Source organism: Fuscovulum ytuae (genome assembly GCF_029953595.1).
In the GTDB taxonomy this organism is placed as follows: domain Bacteria; phylum Pseudomonadota; class Alphaproteobacteria; order Rhodobacterales; family Rhodobacteraceae; genus Paragemmobacter; species Paragemmobacter ytuae.
In genome coordinates this window covers 3,112,251-3,134,767 of sequence record NZ_CP124535.1, presented here as the reverse complement: position 1 = coordinate 3,134,767, position 22,517 = coordinate 3,112,251, and the positions used below count along the sequence as shown (strand labels likewise).

Annotated in this window: 20 protein-coding genes; 6 read left to right on the top strand and 14 right to left on the bottom strand. The window is 61.0% G+C overall.

Features of this window, described 5'->3' with window-relative positions; all coding sequences use genetic code 11:
• The first annotated feature begins 110 nt into the window (after positions 1-110).
• Positions 111-1,787: a D-alanyl-D-alanine carboxypeptidase family protein gene (locus tag QF092_RS15115; RefSeq protein WP_281465080.1), complete on the top strand. Its 1,677-nt coding sequence runs from the start codon at positions 111-113 to the stop codon at positions 1,785-1,787.
• A gap of 3 nt (positions 1,788-1,790) precedes the next feature.
• Complete coding sequence (locus QF092_RS15110; RefSeq protein ID WP_281465078.1) at positions 1,791-2,465, top strand: fumarylacetoacetate hydrolase family protein; 675 nt, start codon at positions 1,791-1,793, stop codon at positions 2,463-2,465.
• A gap of 54 nt (positions 2,466-2,519) precedes the next feature.
• Here QF092_RS15110 and ccoS read toward each other — a convergent pair whose 3' ends face one another.
• The 4 genes from ccoS to ccoG are packed head-to-tail and all read right to left on the bottom strand — an operon-like array spanning position 2,520 to position 6,800.
• Positions 2,520-2,678 carry a cbb3-type cytochrome oxidase assembly protein CcoS gene (gene ccoS, locus QF092_RS15105; protein ID WP_281465076.1) on the bottom strand — a complete coding sequence of 53 codons (159 nt, stop codon included), beginning with the start codon at positions 2,676-2,678 and terminating at the stop codon, positions 2,520-2,522.
• Positions 2,679-2,688: 10 nt separating this feature from the next.
• On the bottom strand, positions 2,689-4,911 hold the full coding sequence (locus tag QF092_RS15100; protein ID WP_281465074.1) for a heavy metal translocating P-type ATPase: 2,223 nt from the start codon (positions 4,909-4,911) through the stop codon (positions 2,689-2,691).
• A gap of 4 nt (positions 4,912-4,915) precedes the next feature.
• Positions 4,916-5,380 (bottom strand): FixH family protein, encoded by a 465-nt coding sequence (locus tag QF092_RS15095; protein ID WP_281465072.1) that lies wholly within the window; start codon positions 5,378-5,380, stop codon positions 4,916-4,918.
• A gap of 1 nt (position 5,381) precedes the next feature.
• On the bottom strand, positions 5,382-6,800 hold the full coding sequence (gene ccoG, locus QF092_RS15090) for a cytochrome c oxidase accessory protein CcoG (protein ID WP_281470035.1): 1,419 nt from the start codon (positions 6,798-6,800) through the stop codon (positions 5,382-5,384).
• Between the two features lie 217 nt (positions 6,801-7,017).
• Between ccoG and QF092_RS15085 the strand changes: the two genes are divergently transcribed.
• Both QF092_RS15085 and QF092_RS15080 read left to right on the top strand, forming a co-directional pair.
• A complete protein-coding gene (locus QF092_RS15085; RefSeq protein WP_337250645.1) occupies positions 7,018-7,734 on the top strand; it encodes a cytochrome c biogenesis CcdA family protein in 717 nt (238 codons plus the stop codon).
• 25 nt (positions 7,735-7,759) lie between these two features.
• The gene (locus tag QF092_RS15080; protein ID WP_337250644.1) at positions 7,760-8,182 is read left to right on the top strand and encodes a thioredoxin family protein; all 423 of its coding nucleotides are present in this window, start codon (positions 7,760-7,762) and stop codon (positions 8,180-8,182) included.
• 169 nt (positions 8,183-8,351) lie between these two features.
• Here the strand turns inward: QF092_RS15080 and ccoP are convergent, their stop codons facing one another.
• The 4 genes from ccoP to ccoN are packed head-to-tail and all read right to left on the bottom strand — an operon-like array spanning position 8,352 to position 11,797.
• A complete protein-coding gene (gene ccoP / locus QF092_RS15075; protein ID WP_281465070.1) occupies positions 8,352-9,233 on the bottom strand; it encodes a cytochrome-c oxidase, cbb3-type subunit III in 882 nt (293 codons plus the stop codon).
• A 1-nt stretch (position 9,234) separates the two neighbouring features.
• The gene (locus QF092_RS15070; protein ID WP_281465067.1) at positions 9,235-9,441 is read right to left on the bottom strand and encodes a cbb3-type cytochrome c oxidase subunit 3; all 207 of its coding nucleotides are present in this window, start codon (positions 9,439-9,441) and stop codon (positions 9,235-9,237) included.
• A gap of 11 nt (positions 9,442-9,452) precedes the next feature.
• A complete protein-coding gene (gene ccoO, locus QF092_RS15065) occupies positions 9,453-10,178 on the bottom strand; it encodes a cytochrome-c oxidase, cbb3-type subunit II (RefSeq protein WP_281465065.1) in 726 nt (241 codons plus the stop codon).
• A 14-nt stretch (positions 10,179-10,192) separates the two neighbouring features.
• Positions 10,193-11,797 (bottom strand): cytochrome-c oxidase, cbb3-type subunit I, encoded by a 1,605-nt coding sequence (ccoN, locus tag QF092_RS15060; protein ID WP_281465063.1) that lies wholly within the window; start codon positions 11,795-11,797, stop codon positions 10,193-10,195.
• Between the two features lie 206 nt (positions 11,798-12,003).
• Here ccoN and QF092_RS15055 point away from each other — a divergent pair, with 206 nt between their 5' ends.
• Positions 12,004-12,852, top strand: a complete 849-nt coding sequence (locus QF092_RS15055; RefSeq protein WP_281465062.1) for a universal stress protein — start codon at positions 12,004-12,006, stop codon at positions 12,850-12,852.
• Between the two features lie 229 nt (positions 12,853-13,081).
• Here QF092_RS15055 and fnrL read toward each other — a convergent pair whose 3' ends face one another.
• Entirely contained in the window at positions 13,082-13,828 is a 747-nt protein-coding gene (gene fnrL, locus QF092_RS15050; RefSeq protein ID WP_281465059.1) for a transcriptional regulator FnrL, read from the bottom strand.
• A gap of 95 nt (positions 13,829-13,923) precedes the next feature.
• Between fnrL and hemN the strand changes: the two genes are divergently transcribed.
• Positions 13,924-15,279, top strand: coding sequence for an oxygen-independent coproporphyrinogen III oxidase (hemN, locus tag QF092_RS15045; RefSeq protein ID WP_281465057.1), 1,356 nt, complete (start codon positions 13,924-13,926; stop codon positions 15,277-15,279).
• Between the two features lie 27 nt (positions 15,280-15,306).
• On the opposite strand, the gene QF092_RS15040 is transcribed toward hemN, so the two are convergent.
• Genes QF092_RS15040 through QF092_RS15020 form a run of 5 tightly spaced genes read right to left on the bottom strand, consistent with a single transcriptional unit; the run spans position 15,307 to position 22,333 of the window.
• Positions 15,307-16,530, bottom strand: coding sequence for a glycosyltransferase (locus QF092_RS15040; protein WP_281465055.1), 1,224 nt, complete (start codon positions 16,528-16,530; stop codon positions 15,307-15,309).
• A complete protein-coding gene (locus QF092_RS15035) occupies positions 16,527-18,122 on the bottom strand; it encodes an ABC transporter ATP-binding protein (protein ID WP_281465053.1) in 1,596 nt (531 codons plus the stop codon). Before QF092_RS15035 ends, QF092_RS15040 begins: the two co-directional genes overlap by 4 nt.
• Positions 18,119-19,231: an ABC transporter permease gene (locus QF092_RS15030; RefSeq protein WP_281470030.1), complete on the bottom strand. Its 1,113-nt coding sequence runs from the start codon at positions 19,229-19,231 to the stop codon at positions 18,119-18,121. Before QF092_RS15030 ends, QF092_RS15035 begins: the two co-directional genes overlap by 4 nt.
• On the bottom strand, positions 19,231-20,382 hold the full coding sequence (locus QF092_RS15025) for a microcin C ABC transporter permease YejB (protein WP_281465051.1): 1,152 nt from the start codon (positions 20,380-20,382) through the stop codon (positions 19,231-19,233). The genes QF092_RS15030 and QF092_RS15025 overlap by 1 nt, the downstream gene beginning before the upstream one ends.
• A 19-nt stretch (positions 20,383-20,401) precedes the next feature.
• Positions 20,402-22,333 carry an extracellular solute-binding protein gene (locus QF092_RS15020; protein WP_420026470.1) on the bottom strand — a complete coding sequence of 644 codons (1,932 nt, stop codon included), beginning with the start codon at positions 22,331-22,333 and terminating at the stop codon, positions 20,402-20,404.
• Between the last annotated feature and the right edge of the window lie 184 nt (positions 22,334-22,517).

Sequence of the window (22,517 nt, the reverse complement as noted above, 5' to 3'; positions counted from 1 at the left end):
TTGAAAAACAGGGGTTTTCCGGTTCAGCGCCTTATGCTATTCTGCCCACAAGCAGACAAGCCCCACAAAAAAACCGGGGCGATTTGAGGCAGGAACAAGGAACCGGCGACGTGGCATCGCTTTTTGGGCATTTGGCCCGGCTCTTCTCTTTCTGGCTGTTCGCTGGACTGGCGTCGCTTCTGGCATCAGCGCCCGGTTTCGCCGCGCCCTATGCCGCGATCGTGATCGATGCCCGCACTGGCGAGGTGCTCTACTCCGAAAACGCCGAGGCCCGGCTTCACCCCGCCTCGCTCACGAAGATGATGACACTCTACATTGCCTTCGAGGAAATCCAGCGTGGCAACATCTCGCTCGACACCATGGTCACCGTGTCGAAACACGCGGCCGCCCAGCCGCCCTCGCGCCTTGGCCTGCGGGCTGGGCAGAAAATCTCGCTCCGCAACCTGATCCGCGCGGCGGCCATCAAATCCGCCAATGATGCCGCCACCGCCATCGGCGAAGCGATCAGCGGCAACGAAGCCGATTTCGCCCGCCGCATGACACGCACCGCCAAGGCGTTGGGGATGCGGAACACCACCTTCAAGAATGCCAATGGCCTGACGGCGCAGGGGCATCTGTCATCCGCCATGGATATGACGATCCTTGGGCGGCACCTGTTTTATGACTTCCCGCAATATTACAACCTCTTCTCGCGCCGCTCTGTCGATGCGGGGCTTGCTACGGTGAACAACACCAACCGCCGTTTCCTTGATGCCTACAAGGGTGCGGATGGCATCAAGACAGGCTACACCGTCGCCGCGGGTTTCAACCTGACCGCCTCCGCCGAACGCGGCGGCAAGCGGTTGATCGCCACCGTCTTCGGCGGCAAATCCACCGCCGACCGCAACGCAAAGATGATGAAACTGCTCGACCTTGGCTTCGGCAAGGCCCCACGCAACGCGCCCGTCAACCCGCCAGCACCGCCCAGCTATCAGGGCGGGGACGAAATGCTCGTTGCTGATGCAGACCTGCCCGAAGTGGCAAATGGCGCGGGCAAGACCGTGCGGGTCAATATGCAGATCGCCACCTCACCCCGCCCGCTTGCCCGCCCCGGAAGCGCGGTGCCCACGCAACTCGCCGCCGCCGAAACGGGCGAGGTGGCACCCGCTGAAACAGCGCAGCCAGAGAAAGCCGTCGCCGCCGCCGAAGCGGTAGATGCCATGCAAGACAGCATCGAAGGCGCACTCGCCGCAGCCCTTGGGACAGAGGAAGACGGCCCGCCCCCCGAACAGACCGATGCGCTGGATGTCGAGTCGATCGAACTCGCCTCCGCCGCGGCAGCACCCGATCCCAGCCTCACGCCGCAGGCTCGCCCCTCCACCCCCGCGGTGGAACCGACGGGAACCTCCGTGCCACAAGCCGAAATTATCCCTTTCCAAGTCGTCTCGGCCTCTGGCGTTACCGTCTCGCCCCGTCCGGCCAAACGCAGCGCCCCGATCTATGACGAAGTCGTGGCCCCCGCACCCTCGGCCGAAGCCGAACCCGAGGTGGTGATCTCTGTCTCCACGTCGGGCGATCGGCATTGGGGCGTGAATGTCGGCCGCTTCGGCAGCAGCTTTGAGGCAGAGCGCGCCCTTCTTCGGACCCAACTGGTAGAAACCGCTACCCTTGGCGGATCGCTGCGCAAGGTCATGCCTCGCTCCGGCGGGTTTGAGGCCACCTTCATGGGCCTCACGCAGGATCAGGCCGATCTCGCCTGCCGCCGCCTGCAAGCCCGTGCCATCCAATGCTTCACGATGGGGCCATAAGGCGTGCCGATCCTTCCCGAAACGCCCGCCCCCGTCACGTTGCCAATCAAGGGCAGCGCCCTGCGCTTCCCTGTCCGCCGTATCTTCTGCGTGGGTCGCAACTATGCCGAACACACGCGCGAAATGGGCGGCGACCCCACGCGCGAGGCGCCCTTCTTCTTCATCAAACCCGCCGATGCCTGTGTGGAGTCGGGCGCAACGATCCCCTACCCCCCACGCACCGCCGACCTGCACCATGAGGCAGAGCTGGTGGTCGCCCTTGCCTCAGGTGGTCGCGACATCACGGCCGAGGAAGCGCCCGCCCTGATCTGGGGCCATGCCGCCGGAAACGACCTCACGCGCCGCGACCTTCAGGCCGAAGCGAAATCCGCCCGCCGTCCGTGGGACATGGCCAAAGCCTTCGACCGCTCCGCCATCCTCGGCGCTCTGGTGGAAGGGCCTGTCGCGGATGCCCCGATCTCCTGCCATGTGAATGGCCGCCTGACGCAATCCGCCATGCTGTCCGACATGATCTGGTCCGTACCCGAAATCATCGCGCATCTGTCCACCTATGTCGACCTCTGCGCGGGCGATCTGATCTTTACCGGCACACCCGCAGGCGTCGGCCCCATTGCGCCGGGCGAAACCTGCACCGTCACCGTGGGCGATCTGCCCCCTGCAACGGTCACGGTCACCTGACCTAAATTTCCGCGAAGAAACTTGTAAAAATCGTCCAAGATTCTTGGCCACGCCCTACGGCTTGGGCCGATCATCCCATTCCTTTGTCAGGATGCGGTTCGCATCCCCTTCCGGGTCTTCGAACTGCTTTGTCTTCATCGCCCAGAAGAACGCCGCCAGCCCCATACCGCCCAAGAAAAGCGACACCGGGATCAGATATGTCAGGATCGCCATTCCATCCCCCTCACTTCAACCGCAGCGCATTCAGCGAAACGGTGATCGAAGACAGCGACATTGCCGCCGCCGCCGCCAAAGGTGTCGCCAGCCCGACCAGCGCCAAAGGCACCGCGATCACGTTATAACCTGCCGACACCGCAAAATTCTCCACAATCCGGCGCGATGCCTGACGGCTGATGCGCAGCGCATCGCCGATCGGTGCCATATCCTGCCCCAACAGAACGATGTCCGACGCCACCCGCGCCGCATCCAAGGCACTGGCGGGCGAAATCGACACATGCGCCGCCGCCAGCGCCGCCGTATCGTTCAACCCGTCCCCCACCATCAAAACGCGCTGCCCTGCCTGCGTCAGCCCCATCACCGTCGCGGCCTTCTCGGCAGGCAACGCGCCCGCCGTCCAGTCCGTGATCCCCAACCGCGCCGCCAAATCGGCCACCGCGCCCTGCGCATCGCCCGAAATCAGCATCACACGCAGCCCCTGCCCCCGCAGGGACGCCACCGCCTCTGCCGCGCCGGGGCGCAGACTGTCGGCAAAAGTGAAGGCCCGCGCCGCTCCCTCGCCCGTACAAAGATAGGTCGCCGTCGTATCGACCGGGTCGGAACCGCACCATTCCGCCCGCCCCAGACGTACCCGGCGGCCCTTCCAGACCCCTTCGACACCATAGCCCGGCACCTCGCGCAGGTCTTCCACCCGCACCGGATGGATACCCGCCGCACGCGCGCCCGCCACCAAGGCCTGCGCCAAAGGATGCGACGATGCCGCGGCCAACGCCACCGCCACCTCCACCGCCGCGCGGGGATGGTCACCCAGATTGGTCACCTCCGGCGCGCCCATGGTCAGGGTCCCGGTCTTGTCAAAGACGACCGTATCCACCTCGGCCAACCGCTCCAGCGCCGTGCCATGCTTGATCAGCAGACCCTTGCGGAACAGCTTGCCGCTGGCCGCCGTCACCACCGCAGGCACGGCAAGGCCCAGCGCGCAGGGGCAAGTGATGATTAGGACCGCAGCCGAGATATTGACCGCAAAGCGCAGATCGCCCCCCGTCTTCCACATCCAGAACCCAAAGGCGCTGAAAGACAGGATATGCACCAGCGGCGAATACCACTTTGCCGCCCGCTCGGCCAAGGATGTATAGCGCGTCTTCGCGCTCTCCGCGACCGCCACCAAATCAGCCATGCGATGCAGCGAAGAGTCCCGCCCCGCCGCCGTCACCCGCACGGTCAAAGGCCCGGTCAGGTTCACCTCCCCCGCCGAAACCACCATCCCCTCGCCCGCAAAGACAGGTAGGCTTTCCCCCGTCAACAGCGACCGGTCCAGTTCCGACTTCCCCTCTGTCACCACGCCATCCACCGGCATCCGCCCACCGGGGCGCACGCGCACCAGATCGCCCGCCACAACCTCAGCGATGGGCAAGACGACCTCTGCGCCATCGCGCAGCACCGTGGCGCGCGGCACTTCCAGCGCGGCCAATTCCTCAGCCGCCGACCGCGCCACCGCCCGCGTGCGATGGTCCAGATAGCGCCCCGCCAACAGAAAGAAGGACAGCATCACCGCCGCGTCAAAATAGGCATGATGTCCACTGTTCCATGTCTCGAAGAGTGAGATTGACGAAGCAAGGATCAGCGCAAGGCTGATCGGCACATCCATACCCAACCGCCCGACCCGCAAACTGGCCCAAGCGCTCTTGAAAAACGGCTGCCCCGCAAAGACCACTGTCGGCAGCGCGATGGCCGCCGAAATCCAATGGAACAGATCGCGCGTCGCATCCCCAGCACCCGACCAGACGGCGACCGACAGCAGCATGACATTCATCATGCTGAACCCTGCCACGCCCAGCCGCATCAGAAGATCGCGCCCCTGCCGATCCGTTTCCGTCGCGCTCAGAAGCCCGGGGTCCAGTTCATGCGCCTCATACCCGACCCTTTTGAGCACGTCGATCAGGGTATCGGCCGTGACCGTGGTCTCGGCTTCTACCGACAGCCGCCGCAAGGTCAGGTTCACCCGCGCGCTGCGCACGCCCGGCACCGCTTGCACCGCCTGCTCCACCGTGGAAATGCAGGCCGCGCAATGCGCCGTTGGCAGCGAAATCATCAACCGCGCGCCCTTTTCCGCTGCCGCTGCCGCCGCGATGGCCGCCGCACTGGGGGCCGCCGCGCAGGCAGGACAGGCCGAAGCCGTCACATGTTCCTCTTCGCGCGACTGAACGGGAAACGGGGCCGAGATTGTCATCGCGTTATCCCTGCACTTGATCCGTTACAAAAAGTTCCAACCGCTGCCGAAACATCGTCCCATCCGGGGCCTCTGCCTCTATCCGCAGCATCCACTTGCCTCGCGCCAGCGTCAGCGGCGCTTCCCAGACACCCGAAACACGGGTCAGCGCGGGCCGCTGATCATCGCTCGCCTCGGTCGTCCGCCCCACCAGAACATCAAGGGATTTCACGACCGCAGGCAGCCCCTCGGCGTCCGTCACCGCAAGCCGCAGCATGCCGTTTTGATACTCTGGCACTGCCGTCCAGCCCAGCGCCAGCTGTGCCTTGCGGTCGGCATCAAAGGTCTGGCTTGCCACATAGCCGTTGGCCACCTCCAACCCCGGAAAGGTTCGGATCGCCTGCACCGCCATCACCAAATTCACCGCAATGATGATGCCAAAGAACCCCAAGGTGATCGCCAGAACATGCCGCCCCTTCAGTTCGGTCATCTCAGTCATCCTTCCCGTTAAAGATGGTCTCATGCAACACCCGGTCCCGGCCAGCCGTATCGGCAACCCAAATGCGCAACTCCGTTCGATCCTCGGTCGCGGCCTCAGATCCCGGCGCGGCCTCGACATAGATCCGTTGCTGCAAGGTCTCGTTCGCGGGCACCCGCACCAGCGCGTCTTCAGTGCCTTCCAACCGGACCTTCAATTCCTCTTCCGAGGTGATCGCGATGGAAAAGAACGCATCGTTCCCCGTCTTGTTCCGCAAGCGCAGGTCATAGGTGTTGCGGATCGTGCCATCCGACAGGGTCACATAGGTCGGGTTGCGCACCGGCGTCACGTTCACATCAATATCCGACCGCAGGAACAGCGCCACCACCAGCGCGATGCCAACACCCGACCACAGCACCGTGTAAAGCACCGTCCGGGGCCGGAACACATGCTTCCAAACGCTCTTGGGCTCTTTCCCCTCACGCTCCCGCACCTCATCGGTCAGCGCAAGATAGCCGATCAGGTCACGCGGTTTGCCGATCTTGTCCATCATGTCATTGCAGGCATCGATGCACAGGCCGCAGGTGATGCAGGCCAGCTGCTGGCCGTTGCGGATGTCGATCCCCATCGGGCAGACATTCACGCAGGCCTTGCAGTCGATGCAGTCGCCATTGCCCGGCACGTCCTGCTTGCCCCGCGGCTCGCCCCGCCATTCGCGATAGGCGATGGTGATCGTATCCTCATCCATCATCGCCGCCTGAATCCGCGGCCAGGGGCAGGCATAGATGCACATCTGCTCCCGCGCAAAACCGCCAAAGGCAAAAGTCGTCGCCGTCAGGATCAGCATCGTCGTATAGGCGATGGGATGGGCATTTCCTGTCACCAGATCGACCGCCAGCGTCGGCGCATCCGTGAAATAGAAGATCCACGCCCCGCCCGTGGCGAGGCCAATCAGGAACCACAGCGTCCATTTCATCGCCCGTTTGCGGATCTTTTCGCCATCCCAACCCTGCCGATGCAGCCGGATACGTGCGTTCCGGTCCCCTTCGACCCAGCGTTCCACAAGGATGTAAAGGTCCGTCCACACCGTCTGCGGGCAAGCATAGCCGCACCACACTCGCCCGGCGGCAGAGGTGAACAGGAACAACCCCAACCCCGCCATGATCAACAGCCCCGCAACGAAATAGAATTCATGCGGCCAAATCTCGATCATGAAGAAAAAGAACCGCCGGTTCGCCATATCGATCAACACCGCCTGATCGGGCAGGTTCGGCCCCCGGTCCCAGCGTATCCACGGCGTCAGGTAATAGATGCCCAGCGTTACCGCCATGATCCACCATTTCAGGGTCCGAAAGGCCCCCTTCACCCGGCGCGGAAAGATCGGCTCGCGCGCGGCATAAAGGCTTTGCGGTTCGGTATCGGGGCTCGTCACGGCACTCTCCCACGGGATTCGATTGCCCCCGGTATCCCGCGCCGGGGCTATCGCCACCTTGACATGCATCAAACCATCATCCGCGATGCAGCTTTGTCGCAGGCAGGCCCGCCCTTCTGGCCCTTTCGCACGATCACCATTTCGTCATCGGCAGAAACGGAATGCCCCTCGCGCGCGTAAGGACAAAGGACGATAGATCGCGCAGGAATAGGATGCCATGATCGAACTCTTCTTTGCCTATGGCGCGGGTCTTCTGACCCTCATCAATCCCTGCATCCTGCCCATTCTGCCCATCGTATTGTCTACGGCCCTGCTTGCCGACCGCCGCGCGCCCCTGCGGCTTGCCGCCGGGATGAGCCTGTCTTTCATTACCCTTGGCCTCGGCCTCTCCGCCGCAGGCCCCGGCCTTGGACTTTCTCCCGATGCAATGGCCCGTGGCGCGGCACTGGTGATGGCTGTCTTCGGGCTGATGATGCTGGTCCCGCGCCTCTCGGCCGGTTTCGCCACAGCCACCACCACCTTCGCCGCCCGTGCTGACCAAAGCCTTGCCTCCGACTGGGCCACCTCACCCAAGGGCCAGGTTCTCGGCGGCATCCTCCTCGGCGCGGTCTGGAGCCCCTGCATCGGCCCCACTCTGGGCGCGGCCATCTCTCTCGCCGCCAGCAGGGCCGACCTTGTCGGCGCGGGCCTTGTGATGACGGCTTTCGCCGCAGGCGTCTCTACCCTGATCCTGCTTCTTGCCTATGGCGCGAAATCCCGCCTTCAGGCCCGCAAGGCGCTGATCGCCCGGCTGGCCCCCAAGGCACGGCCCATCCTCGGCGGGGCCTTCCTTGCTGTTGGGCTCTTCCTCTGGTTCGGCCTTAACCACCCGGTCGAGGCATGGCTGCTCGATACTCTGCCGCCATGGCTGACTGACCTCTCCGTTGCCCTTTGACCCTGTTCCAAGAAAGGACGTCACCATGATCGACCGTCGCACTCTTCTGCTGGCCTCGGCAGCCAGCCTTGCGCTCGCACCCACCGCCTCGCGCGCGGAAATGGAGAAACTCTTCTACACGCCAGGCCTTGCCGAAAAGGACATGGCCGATGGCAAGGTCGTCCTCCTCGACTTCTGGGCAAGCTGGTGTTCCACCTGCCGCGCTCAGGTCCGCGTCATGGATGCCCTGCGCGCCGAAAACCCTGCCTATGACAAGGCGATCCGCTTCATAACCGTGGATTGGGATGAATATGGCACCGGGAAATTGTCGAAAAAGCTGCAAATCCCCCGCCGCTCGACCCTTGTTCTGCTGAAAGGGGAAAAGGAACTTGGCCGTACCGTCGCCGGAACCTCCAAGGACGAAATCAAGGCGCTCCTTGACGCGGGCTTGGCCGCCGCCGGGGCATGATTTCCCCGGTAGGATGGGCATTATTGCCCATCCTACAGAAAAGGGCGGCAGGGTCTGCCAACCCCACCGCCCGAAAAGATAGGCACCGGCTCCCCCAGGAAACGCGCGAACAGGTGGGGCGCCGGTGCCGTTGCCCGGCGGGGTTCATCCCGCCGGGAACCTCGTCAGATCATTCGCCGCCACCACGGGAATGAACATAGGCCGCAACCGCCCGGATCTCGTCCTCGGTCAACCGCCCTGCCCATGCGGGCATCACGCCGAAGCGGGCATAGGTTACCGTCTCCTTGACCTTGTCGCGGCTTCCGCCATAGAGCCAGATCGCATCATTCAGCGCGGGCGCGCCCTGCGTCCGGTCGCCCTCGCCGGCATCCATGTGGCAGGCGGCGCAATTGTCGGCAAAGACTGTCGCCCCTTCTGCGGCCAATGTCGCGTCATGCTCTTGGCCCGAAATGGCCAGCACATGTTCCACCACCGCATCGATCTGCGCATCGTCAAGGATGCCATCCGCGCCGAATTTCGGCATTTCCGAATAGCGGGCATCCGGGTCCGTCGTGTTGCGGATGCCATGCGTGATCGTCAGATGGATATCCTCGATGGTGCCACCCCACAGCCAGTCATCGTCCAGCAGGCTGGGATAGCCTTTGCCTTCCACACCTGCCGCACCCGACCCATGGCATTGCGCGCAATAGGTGCGGAAAACCGATGCCCCTGCCGGTTCGGCATAGGCCATCAGCGTCTGGTCAGCGGGGATCGACTCCAACGGGGCCGCCACCAGTGCCGCCTTGATCTCGGCATTGGCTGCATCGAAGCGCTCGATCTCCGCAGCCACATCGGCCCGGGTGCTGGCGCCCAGAACCCCCGGCGTTGCCCCATTGATCAGGGGCCATGCCGGATAGGCGATCATGTAACCGATGGCCCAGACGATGCAGGCGTAAAAGGTCCAGACCCACCAGCGCGGCATCGGGTTGTTGTATTCCTCGATCCCATCCCAGCTATGCCCGGTCGTCTCGACCTGACCGACGGGCTTTCTCGTCACTTGCTTGGCGCACATGTCACGCCTCCTTCTGGCTGCGGGCGGGGGCAGGCGCGCCCCCTCCGGCCGGTTTCAACTCGTTGCGGAAGATCGACGCTGCGGCATCGTCATGCATCTTGCGACTGCCCGGTCTCCAGGCCCAGACAAGGACACCCAGAAAGACCATGACCAGCAGCAAAAGCATCCAGCTGTCCGCAAACTCTCTTAGCAAACTATAGGTTTCCATCGCGCCCTCCCCTACCGGCTCGCGTCCGGCGTGAAGGTCGAGAAGTCGACCATCGTCCCCAGCACCTGAAGATAGGCGATCAGCGCGTCCATCTCCGTCAGTTGCGGCTGCCCGTCAAAGTTCGAGACATTGGCCTTGGCATACCGCTCCTGCAGCCCGGCATAGTCGCCGTTCGGATCCGCCTGCGCCATGAAGTCCGCCACGGCGTTCTCCATCATCGCATCGTCATAGGGCACGCCGACAAGGCGGTGGGTCCCCATGATGTCCTCGATATAGCGCCCGTCGATCTCGCGGTTCAGCAGATAGCCGTATTTCGGCATGACCGATTCCGGCACCACGCTTTGCGGATCGGTCAGGTGATCCACATGCCAGGCGTCGGAATAACGCCCGCCCACGCGGGCCAGATCCGGCCCCGTCCGCTTGGACCCCCACTGGAACGGGTGGTCATATTGCGACTCCGCCGCCAGCGAGTAATGCCCATAGCGCTCCACCTCGTCGCGCATCGGCCGGATCATCTGGCTATGGCAGACATAACACCCCTCACGGATATAGATGTCCCGCCCCGCCAGTTCCAAGGGCGTGTAGGGGCGCACCCCTTCCACATCCTCGATCGTGTTCTCAAGGTAGAACAGCGGCGCGATCTGCACGATCCCCCCGATGGTCACGACCAGAAAGGACAGGACCAAAAGCAGGGTCGCATGGGTTTCGATTGCCTTGTGCTTGTCAAGAAAAGCCATCTCTCATGCCCCCCTTATTCCGCTGGAACGAAGTTGTTGGCATTGACAGGTGCCTTCGCCGGCTGCGCCCGCACCGTCATATACAGGTTGTAGGCCATGATCATCGCACCGGTCAGGAACATCACCCCGCCCAAACCGCGCACCACATACATGGGGAACTTCGCGGAAACCGTGTCGGCGAATGCGTTCACAAGGAACCCGTTCGCATCCACTTCGCGCCACATCAGTCCTTCCATGATGCCCGTGACCCACATCGACGACGCGTAGAGAACGATCCCAATCGTCGCCAGCCAGAAGTGCCAGCTCACCAGTTTCAGGCTATACAGCCCGTCCCGGTTCCACAGGCGCGGCGTCAGGAAATACAGCGCGCCGAAGGTGATCATCCCGTTCCAGCCCAGCGCACCGGAATGCACATGGCCAATGGTCCAGTCGGTATAGTGCGACAGCGAGTTCACGGCCTTGATGCTCATCATCGGGCCTTCAAAGGTCGACATCCCGTAAAAGCCCACCGAAACAACCATCATCCGGATGATCGGGTCCGTGCGCAGCTTGTCCCAGGCCCCCGACAGCGTCATCAGCCCGTTGATCATGCCACCCCAAGACGGCATCCACAGCATGACCGAAAAGGTCATCCCAAGCGTCGAGGCCCAATCCGGCAGCGCGGTATAGTGCAGGTGGTGCGGACCAGCCCAGATATACAGGAAGATCAGCGCCCAGAAGTGGATGATCGAAAGCTTATAGCTGAAGACAGGGCGTTCCGCCTGCTTCGGCACGAAGTAATACATCATCCCAAGGAAGCCTGCGGTCAGGAAGAAGCCCACCGCGTTATGGCCATACCACCACTGGATCATCGCATCCTGCACGCCCGCAGTGACTTGCACCGATTGCGACGAAAAGATGGAAACCGGGATCGCAAGGTTATTGCCCAGATGCAGCATCGCGATGGTCACGATGAAGGACAATAGGAACCAGTTCGCCACATAGATATGCGGCTCTTTCCGGTTGATCAGCGTGCCAAGGAAGACCGCAAGGAAAGCCAGCCAGACGACGACGATCCACCAGTCGATATACCACACCGTCTCGGCATATTCCTTGGACTGGGTGCCACCCAGAACATAGCTCGTCGCGGCCAGCACGATCATCAACTGCCAGCCCCAGAACACGAACCACGCCAGATTGCCGCCCCACAGCCGCGCCGCGCTGGTGCGCTGCACGATATAGAAGGACGACATGATCAGCGCATTGCCACCAAAGGCAAAGATCACCGCGCTGGTATGAAGCGGGCGCAGGCGGCCAAAGTTCAAGATGCCCTGCGACCACTCGAAATTAAGTGACGGAAAGGCCAGCTGGAAGGCGATGAACACGCCCACAAGGAAACCGACGACACCCCAGAAGGTCGTCGCGATCACCCCGGCGCGAACCACGCCATCCATATATTCGTTGCGATTGATGCGCTTCGGCTCGCCCATCGTCCGAAGCGTCCAGAGGAATGTCAGACCAGCGGCCAACATGACCACCAGCGCATTCACCTGATAAGGCAGATCATGCGCGTAGTTGGTGGCGATCGCCGCGAAAACGGCGATCAACCCCAGCACGATCAGTTTCAGATAATCCCACATGTTTGCGTCCCTTCGTCTCTTGGCCCGGTCAGGGCCGGACGAATCCGGACATGCGGGGCACTTTGCGACTGGTCCGCTTTTGCAATCACCGACCAGCCGATGCCTTGATCCATGTCAACAGCTTGGGGTCTCTGCCTTGACCTCGGTCAAAGAAATGTCCTGAACACTGGATTATCCCGTCTCTCATCCAATAACAGGAGGCGACGATGGCCTATAAATCCATCCTGACTGTGGTCACGAGTGCCGAGCGCGCAGAACTTGCCGTCGCGGGGGCTGCGGCGCAGGCACTCGCCCATGACGCCCATCTTGATATACTCGCGCTGGGCGTGGATCGCACACAGGTCGGCTATTCCTATGTCGGATCAGGCGCAGTGATCCTGCAAGCCGCGCTTGACCGCGCCGAACAAGACGCACGCGAAACCGAAGAGGCCGTCCGCCAGGCAATCGCGGCACAGGCTCCGACGCTGCGCTGGTCCCTCGAATCGGCGGTCACGCAACTTGGCGCGCTGACGGATCTGGTGGCCCAACGCGCACGCTTTGCCGATCTTGTGGTTCTGCCGCGCCCCTATGGTCTCGGCCTTGGCGCGGAACAGGAAGCGGTGGTTGAGGCCGCGCTCTTTGAAGGGCAGGCCCCGGTTCTGGTCCTGCCCGAAAGCGGCGCTGGTCGGGCTGCGACACCCCGTCGGGTCATTCTGGCATGGAATCAGGGGGCCGAGGCGATGACCGCCATTCGCAAGGCGCTGCCACTCCTGCAAAGTGCCGATCAGGTGAATATCGCGGTAATCGATCCGCCGCAGCATGGCCCCGAACGCTCGGATCCAGGCGGCATGCTGTGCCAGATGCTGGTGCGTCACGGGGTCCGGGCCGAAGTGTCGGTCCTTGCCCGCACGCTGCAACGCATCTCGGACGTGCTGGCGCGGCATGTGCGCGACAGCAACGCCGATCTGCTGGTGATGGGGGCCTATGGCCATTCCCGCTTCCGCGAAGCGATTCTCGGCGGGGCGACGCGAAATATGCTGGAACAGGCCGAGGTGCCTGTGCTGATGGCGCACTGAACCGGCAGGATGGGCAGTCTTGCCCATTCTACCGGGCGTATATTTTCGGCCAAGGCGGGGTGTAGCCTCGCCTTGGCACTGTGCGCTCCCGCACCATTAACCAATTCTCTGAGGCATTCTCTGCCGAATTTTGTATGTACACTTTGCTGCACAAAAGGCGGCACAAAACAGGGCACAACCGCTGCGCGGCAGAACCGTCAGATTTACCTGGAATCCCAGAAGGTTAACGTCAGACGAGGAAGCCACCATCATTGTCATCCCCGGTCTCTTCGATCAACCGATCGAAGTCCGGAACGATGATATGGCGCTTGCCTTCCAACTCAATCACCCCGTCGCGCTTCAAGGCGCTCACCTGACGGCTCACCGTCTCAAGCGTCAGGCCAAGGTAATCCGCCATCTCTTCCCGCGTCAGCGGCAGGTCGAAAACAATCGCCCCCTTGGCCGATTTCAGCTTCAGATGCGCATCCCGCCGCGCGATGATCGCCAGAAGCGACGCAATCTTCTCCCGCGCTGTCTTGCGCCCCAAAAGCAGCATCCATTCCCGTGCTGCATCCAACTCGTCCAGCGTCATCTCCAGCAGACGCTGCGCGATATGCGGGGTCGAGGTCATCATTTCCTCGAAGGGTTTTTTGCGAAAACAACACATTACAAGGTCGGTTGTCGCCGTCACGTCATAGGCCGCCGTGGGCCGCCCCGGCCGCCCAACGAAATCAGAAGGCAGCAAAAGCCCCACCATCTGCCGCCGTCCATCCTCCATCGTCTGGGTCAGCGTGGCGATCCCGGTCACGACCGACGCCACGAAATCCATCCGATCACCCGACCAGATCACCGTCTGCCCAGCCTGATAGCTGCGGTAATATTTGATCTGCTCCAGACGCTGCAATTCATCGGACTCGCACCGCGCGCAAACAGCGCGATGGCGGATCGGGCAGTCGCCGCACTCATGAGACACTGTTTGCAGGTCATGATGAGCCATGGCCAGCCCTTTCGTCCCTTTGCCGAATGCAAGTCCCCAAAATCGGTTTGATCTGCATCAAGGCTAAATTTCTTCGCTCTCATAAAGCTATTCGAATGAACCATGAATCGCAACTGATGCGCCTCGGTCTTTTTGACGCGCGGGTGCCCCGCTACACCAGCTATCCCACCGCCCCCCATTTCGGTGGAGGGGTGGGGTCAGCACAATTTGCCGATTGGATTCAATCGGTTCCGGCGGGATCATCGATTTCGCTTTACTTGCATGTGCCCTTTTGTCGAAGGCTTTGCTGGTTCTGCGCTTGCCGCACGCAGGGCACTTCATCGGATGAACCGGTCCGCGCCTATGCCCAGACGCTGAAGGCAGAGATCGCCCTTCTGAAACGCTATCTCGCCCCAAGCATCACCCTTTCGCGCCTGCATTGGGGCGGCGGCACGCCTACCCTTCTGCCCGCCGACATGATGCGCGATCTGGCGGATACCATCTTTGACGCCGTCCCAATGGGCCCCGGTGCCGAATTTTCGGTCGAGATTGACCCGAACGAGATTGACGATGCTCGACTTGATGCGCTTGCCGCCGCCGGCATGAACCGCGCCTCTATCGGGGTGCAGGATTTCGACCCCGAAATTCAGAAAACCATAGGCCGTGAGCAGGGTTACGAGTTGACCAAGCGCGTCGCTGATATGATCCGCGGGCGGGGCGTGGCCAGTTTGAACGCCGATATCCTTTACGGCCTGCCGCATCAGACCCGTGCCCGCATCGCGGATTCAGTGCAGAAACTGCTGACCCTCTCGCCTGATCGCGTGGCGCTTTATGGCTATGCCCATGTGCCATGGATGAGCCGTCGGCAACAGATGATCCCCTCGGACGCGATGCCTACGCCCGAAGAACGCCTGCGCCTTTTCGAAACCGCGCGGCAGCTTTTCACTTGGGACGGCTATCAGGAAATTGGGATCGACCACTTCGCCCGGCCTGAAGACGGGATGGCCATCGCCGCCCGGAATGGCACCCTGCGACGGAATTTCCAAGGCTATACCGATGACACAGCCCCCGTCCTGATCGGCCTCGGCGCCTCTTCCATCAGCCGCTTTCCGCAGGGCTACGCGCAGAACGCATCTGGCACGTCAGACCACACAAAAGCCATCCGCGAGGGGCGATTCTCAACCCATCGCGGCCATGTCTTCGTCGGCGAAGATCTGCTCCGCGCCCGGATCATTGAGGCGCTGATGTGCGATTTCCGTGTCAATCGTGCCGAACTGATCCATGATTTCGGCGTGTCGGATCAAAGGATTACAGACCTTTTCCGCGCAGCGACGTCGGCCTTCGACGGCTGGGTCGATCTTGACACGGAAGGCTTGGCCATCCCGCCGAAGGCACGTCCCTTGACGCGGATGATTGCTCGTGCCTTTGATTCCTATGACCAATCAAAGGCGCAGCATTCTGCGGCAATCTGAAGGGTAGAATGGGCAGAACTGCCCATCCTACGGCGCAAAACGCTCTACCGCCGCCACCATGCGGGGCAGGCAGACCGACCGCAGATCATATTTCTCCAGCACCGTTTTCCGTGCCGCCTCGCGCAAGGGCAGGAACTGCTCTGGTTTTTCCAAAGCCTGGATGAGCGTCCGCGACCATCCCGCGATATCAAAGAAATCGACCAACAGCCCATTTTCGCCATGACGGATCACTTCGCGCACCGGGGCCGTATCGGATGCAATCACCAAGGCCCCCGCCGACATCGCCTCGAGCATCGACCATGACAAAACGAAAGGATACGTCAGATAGGCATGCGCCCGACTGACCTGCATCAGTGATACAAAGGTCGGATAGGGCACCTTTCCAAGGAAATGAACGCGCGAGAGGTCCAGCCGACCCTTCACCTCATCCAGATACACGTCCCTCCATCGCCTTCCATCCTTGGGCGCCGGGCCATAGCTGACATCGTCGCCGCCGACGATCACCACCTGTGCATCGGGCCGCGCCGAAAGCACGTCAGGTAATGCCCGCATGAAAATGTGATAGCCGCGATAGGGTTCAAGGTTACGGTTTACGAATGTCAGAACCTCATCCCCGGCGTGCAGCACGCGACCATTGGGCAGGGTCACACTGGCAGAGAGGTTGGGTTTTACCGCCGCGCTATCAACGCCATCAAAGATCACTTCGATCATCCGTCGCAGCGCGGGTGGATAGGTCGAGGCCTGCCATTCTGTCGGTGACACGCCCGCATCAGCATGTAACAAGGACTGGCCCAAATGGGCCGCGCGGCCCTGCGCGATCAGGACGTGATCAAAGCTTCCATCCCCCGCCTCTGGGTCAAAACCGACATCCGCGCCCCGCCCTTGATAGTAGAATTCGGCATAAACGATCAGCTTCGCTTCTGGCCAGACTTCCTTCAGGAACAGTGTCTCGCCCCATCCTGAATGCCCGAAAATGACATCCGGCACATAGCCCGACTCGTTGCGCAAGCGCAGGCAGGCCCTTGCGACGGTCACGCCACGATCGCTCTGCGTGGTATAGTTGCGGCCAAGTCTGCTGACCTGAGCGTCCACCCTAACAGGATCATGCCGATAGCGGAGGGTGCGGACATCCGACTCGCGCTTATTGACCATGTCCGTCAGGGCCACAACGTCATGCCCTCGCCGCTTCAATTCAGGGGCAAGATACAGAAATTGGCCGGGGAAGTTCTGATGAACGAGAAGAATCTTCAAACCGCAGCCTCCCCGAAGGCCGCAGCCATCAGGGATCGCGTATAATCGCTTTTTGGCGCGTCAAAGACCGCCGCACAGTCGCCTGCTTCTACTACATCACCCGATTTCATAACCATCACCCTGTGCGACAACGCTTTCACCACCCGCAGATCGTGGCTGATGAAGATATAGGCCAATCCCCATTTGCGCTGCAACGACCGAAGCAGATCGACGATCTGCACCTGCACCGTCATGTCCAGTGCCGAGGTTGGTTCGTCCAGAACGACAAGCTTGGGCCGCAGGATCATCGCGCGGGCAATAGCAATTCGTTGCCGCTGACCGCCCGAAAATTCATGCGGATAGCGCCCCATCCATGCCGGGTCTAGGCCGACCTCGGTCATGATCTCGGCCACCATCTCGCGCCGATCACGCCCAGGCTCTACCCCATGAACGCCAAGGCCCTCGGCGATGATCTGTTCTGCCGTCATGCGCGGCGACAGACTGCCGAAGGGGTCTTGAAACACCACCTGCATATCCCGGCGCAGTGCCCGCAAAGCGGCACCTTGCACCCCTTTCAACTCGCGGCCCAGAAAGACCACGCGCCCCTCGGATGGCGTCAGGCGCAGAACGGCCAGGGCAAGCGTCGTCTTGCCCGACCCGCTTTCGCCGACGATCCCCAACGTTTCGCCCGCGCGAACCGACAAGGTGGCATCGTTGACAGCCTTTACATGGCCCACGGTCCGGCGCAGCAACCCGCGCTGGATCGGGAACCAAACGCGCAGGTTTTCAGTCCGCGCCACCTCCGGCGCATCGGCGGCGATTGGTTCCGGCACTCCCTTCGGTTCGGCGGCCAGCAGTTTCTGGGTATAAGGATGCTGCGGATTGGCAAAGATGTCCTTCGAAGGGCCTTGTTCGACAATCTCGCCACCCTGCATCACGCAGACCCGATCAGCGATCCGCCGCACGATGCCAAGGTCATGCGTGATGAACAACAGGCTTAATCCTTCGCGTGCCTTCAACTCGGCCAGTAGGTCAAGGATTTGCGCCTGAATCGTGACATCGAGTGCGGTGGTCGGTTCATCCGCGATCAGAAGTTCCGGCCCATTGGCCAGCGCCATGGCAATCATTACCCGCTGCCGCTGCCCACCAGACAGCTGATGCGGATAGGCACCAAGACGGCTTTCGGCGTCGGCGATCCCAACCTTTTGCAGAAGATCAACGATCCGCCCCCGCGCGGCATCGCCTGACAGGCCCTGGTGCAGGGAAAGGCTTTCGCCCAGTTGCCGTTCGATGGTGTGAAGGGGGTTCAGGCTCGTCATCGGCTCTTGGAAGATAAAGCTGATGTCGTTGCCGCGCACCCGGCGCAAGTCCGCCTCGGACGCCCCTACCATTTCGCGTCCGAGATAGCGGATCGATCCATCTACCCCCGCGCTATCTGGCAAGAGCGACACGGTCGACAAAGCCGTCACCGACTTGCCCGACCCGCTTTCCCCCACCAGCGCGACGGTCTCTCCCTTGCCGACGGTAAAGCTGACGCTCTTCACCGCCTCCAGCACCCGCCCATCTTGGCGAAAGCGGATCGACAGGTTTTCGACCTCCAGCACCACGCTCATCTGAATGTCTTTCTCGGATCAAAGGCATCGCGCACGCCTTCAAAAACAAAGACGAGCAGGCTGAGCATGATGGCAAAGGTAAAGAAGGCCGTGAACCCAAGCCATGGCGCCTGCAGATTCTGCTTTGCCTGCTGGGTCAACTCACCAAGGCTGGGTGCGCTTTCAGGCAGACCGAAGCCAAGGAAATCCAGTGTGGCAAGGCTACCGATCGTGCCCGTGATGATGAAAGGCAGCATGGTTAGCGTGGCGACCATCGCATTGGGTAGGACATGGCGGAACATGATCACCGGGTCTGGAACACCCAAGGCCCGCGCCGCGCGCACATATTCAAAGTTCCGCGCGCGGAGGAATTCTGCCCTGACCACCCCCACCAGCGCCGTCCAGCCAAACAGCACCATCAGGCCCACCAACAGCCAGAAATCCATGGTGAAGATCGCGGCCACGATAATGATGATGTAAAGACTTGGCGTTGCCCCCCAAATCTCGATCACCCGCTGAAAGATCAGATCGGTCAGCCCGCCGAAATACCCCTGAACCGCACCAGCGGCGATGCCGACAACCGACGTGATCAAGGTCACGATCAAGGCGAAACTGATCGAAAGGCGGAAGCCATAGATCACCCGCGCCAACACGTCGCGTGCGGTGTCGTCTGTGCCCAGCCAGTGGTTTGCGTCGGGTGCGGAAGGGGCAGGCCCGTTCAGATCGTTGATCGTGTTATAGCTGTAAGGGATGATCGGCCACAGGATCCATCCTTCGACGAAGTCGGGGTCCGCTGCGGCACGGCTGCCCTCTTCCACCTGCGCGATAACCCCGGCAGGATCGTCCCAACAATCAAGGCTGCCGCCTGATTTGATCAGGCATTGCACTTCGATATCTGTGTATTTCGCCTCTGTCCTGAAATCGCCGCCAAAAGCCGTTTCCGGATAGAAGGTCAGAAAGGGCGTGTGCAATTCGCCCCGATAACTGACCAGAATGGGACGGTCATTTGCGATAACCTCGGCAAAGAGGGATAATCCGTAGAGGAAAAGGAAAATCCACAAGGACCAATAGGCCCGACGATTTGCCGTAAAGTTGCGCCAGCGACGCTGGTTCAGCGGTGACAGGGCCATCATGTCCTCCGCGTGCCGAAATCGATGCGGGGGTCGATCCAGACATACATCAGGTCGGAAATGATCCCCATGATCAGCCCGATCAGGCCAAAGAAGAACAGCGTGCCGAAAATGACCGGATAATCCCGCTCTACAGCCGCGCGAAAGCCAAGCTGTCCCAGACCGTCAAGCGAGAAAATCGTTTCGATGATCAGACTGCCCCCGAAGAAGACCCCCACGAAAAGCGCCGGAAAGCCTGCGATCACGATCAGCATCGCATTGCGGAAGACATGGCCGTAAAGGACGCGGCTTTCGGTCAAACCTTTCGCCCGCGCCGTCATCACATATTGCTTCTTGATCTCGTCCAGAAAGCTGTTCTTGGTCAGCAACGTCAGCGTGGCAAAGCTGGAAATAGTCGAGGCGATCACCGGCAGCGCGATATGCCACAAATAATCCGCCGCCTTGCCGAAAAACGAAAGCTCTTCCCAATTGTCGGATGTCAGGCCCCGGAGCGGGAAAATCTTCCAATAAGATCCACCTGCGAACAGCACCAAAAGCAAAATGGCGAATAGGAAACCGGGGATCGCATAGCCCACGATGATCGCCCCACTTGTCCATGTATCGAATGGCGTGCCGTCCCGCACCGCTTTGCGGATGCCAAGTGGGATGGAAATCAGATATGCAATCAGCGTGGACCAAAGGCCCAAAGTTATAGAGACCGGCATCTTTTCGATCACCAGATCGACCACGTCGATGGACCGAAAATAGCTTTCGCCAAAGTCGAAACGGACATAGTTCCACATCATAATGAAGAACCGTTCCGTTGCCGGGATCATCTCCTTCTGGCATTCGGGCGCTGTGACCGTTGGTTCGCCTGCAAAGCCGTCTTCGCAGACAATACGGGCAAAACCGAATTGCACCTCGAGTTGCGCCAGAAATTCCGGCGGCAGACCACGCGCACCGATATAGCCATCTTCCTGACCCGGTAATTCCGCCCCGGCATCGCCGCCACCCGACACGACTTCCATCGCGTCACCATCACCTTCGAGCCGCGCCGCCACCTGTTCGATGGGGCCGCCCGGCACGAATTGCGTAAGCGCAAAGTTGATGACCATGATCCCAACCAGCGTCGGGATGATCAGCAAAAGCCGCCGCAGGATATAGGCGCCCATTCGGAGCTGTGCCTTCCGGTTATCTGATTGCGCCCGCCGCCCGCAGGGCTTCGGCCTTTTCGGCGTTGAACCACCAGAAATCAAGTTCGCCCAACGCGTAGGGCGGCAGATTGTCGGGCCGATCATACATGTCGATATAAGACACCCAGTGGGTCGCCTTGTACCATTGCGGAACCCAGAACCGTTCGGCCCGCAGCACGCGATCCAGTGCCTTGGTCGCCACGGTCAACTCATCCATCGACGTTGCAGCCATAACCCGATCTATCATGCGATCGACGGCAGGCGATTTGAGCCCCATCTGGTTGAAGGCAGAAACATCGGCCGTGGCCGACCCATAGAACTGCTTCAACTCTGACCCCGAGATATATCCAGAACGTGCATTTCCAACGACGATGTCGAAATCATATTCTGGCGGTCGGGTCCGTGCCTCCATCTGCGCGTTGTCGATACCGGTCAGAACGGCGTCAACGCCCAGCGATTTCAGGTTTTCGACATAGGGGATGATGACCCGGTCGAAAGAGGGTGAGTCATTCAAGAATTCGACCCGCAGCACTTTACCTGCAGCATTGCGACGCAGCCCATCGTCGCCCACGGCCCAGCCTGCCTCATCCAGCAAGGTCGATGCGGCACGCAAATTGGCCCGGTCAAGCTGACGTTCACCGCTGGTCGGCGCAGGTACTGGGGGATCGGTCAGGATGGAAGCGGACAGCAGGCCTTCATCGACAAGCGGTTGCAAAAGCGCCACCTCTTCTGGCGAAGGGGGACCTTCTGGTTCCATCCACGAATTTTCCCAAACGGAATCGATCCGGTCGTATAGCCCGTAGAACAGAGTGGCGTTCGACCATTCGAAGTTGAACATCAGACCCAGTGCCTCGCGCACACGTGAGTCTTGAAACGTCTCGCGCCGCAAGTTGAAGAGAAAGGCCTGACCACTGGCCTTTGCGCCCGATGGAACCTCTTCCTTCTTCACCCAACCATTGTTCAGGGCAGGAAAATCATAACGTGTGGCCCATGTGATCGAAGATGCCTCGGTCCGGAATGTGTAGTCGCCGCCTTTGAAGCCTTCGAAAGCTGCGTCGTAATCGGCGTAGTATTCGATACGGATCCGGTCAAAGTTTCCGCGCCCCCGATTGATCGGCAGATCATTGCCCCAGTAATCCGGATTACGCTTCCATGAGATCGATTTTCCGGTCTCCATCTTTTCTAGCATGTATTGCCCGGTGCCCAGGAACGGCGTCAGGCTCGACTTTTCAAGATCCAGACCATTCGCTTCGTAATGGGCTTTCGAAAGGATCGGTAGACCGCCCACTTCCGAAGGCAGATCACGGGTCGGAATTCCTGTCTTGAAAGTGAACTTGATCTGATGCGGCCCCAGAACTTCGGCCTTGTCTACCTGTTCCGCCAGAACGGCGCGGAAATCAGTCAGGCCTTTGGTCAGGAAGGTCTGATAGGAAAACAAGACGTCATCTGCCGTCATCGGCGAGCCATCGGCAAAGGTCACTTCGGGGCGCAGGTTGAAGATCACCCATGACCGATCTGCCGGATATTCCATGGTCGTACAAAGGAGGCAGTAGGAGGTGCCAATCTCATCCGAGGTGCCGGTCAGGATGGATTCATAAGGGGCAGAGGCCAGCGCCGCTGAACGCCCTTGAACCGAGTAGGGGTTGACGCTGTCAAAGCCACCAAAGGCCCATTGCGAAATCTCACCCCCTTTGGGCGCATCGGGATTGACGTAATCAAGATGGGAGAAATCGGCCGGATATTTCGGCGGATCGCCAAAGGTGGTGATCGCATGACTGACAATCGTGGCGTCTTGCGCGCGGGCCGAAAGGCCCCATCCGGCGAGTGCCAGCACCATCATCCCTGCGCCGACCCACGACAGGCCATGGCCCGCAGGTACTGCCTTCACTGCAACCTTCGCCTGATCTCCAGCGCCACCGCGTCTGATCATCCCGAACTCCCCTGCCTAGGGCGGCTGCTCCGCCCGTCTTCTTGACTGAAAGCTAGACCGGCTTTGCGGGAAGTCACAAGTTGCGTTTGCGTGAAAGCAGCGTCAAGTCGCGGCCTAGCCGTGTTTTTCACCAAAGCGGGCGATGGCTAGCGACAAACTGATCCGGCAAGGACAGGAAAAGCAA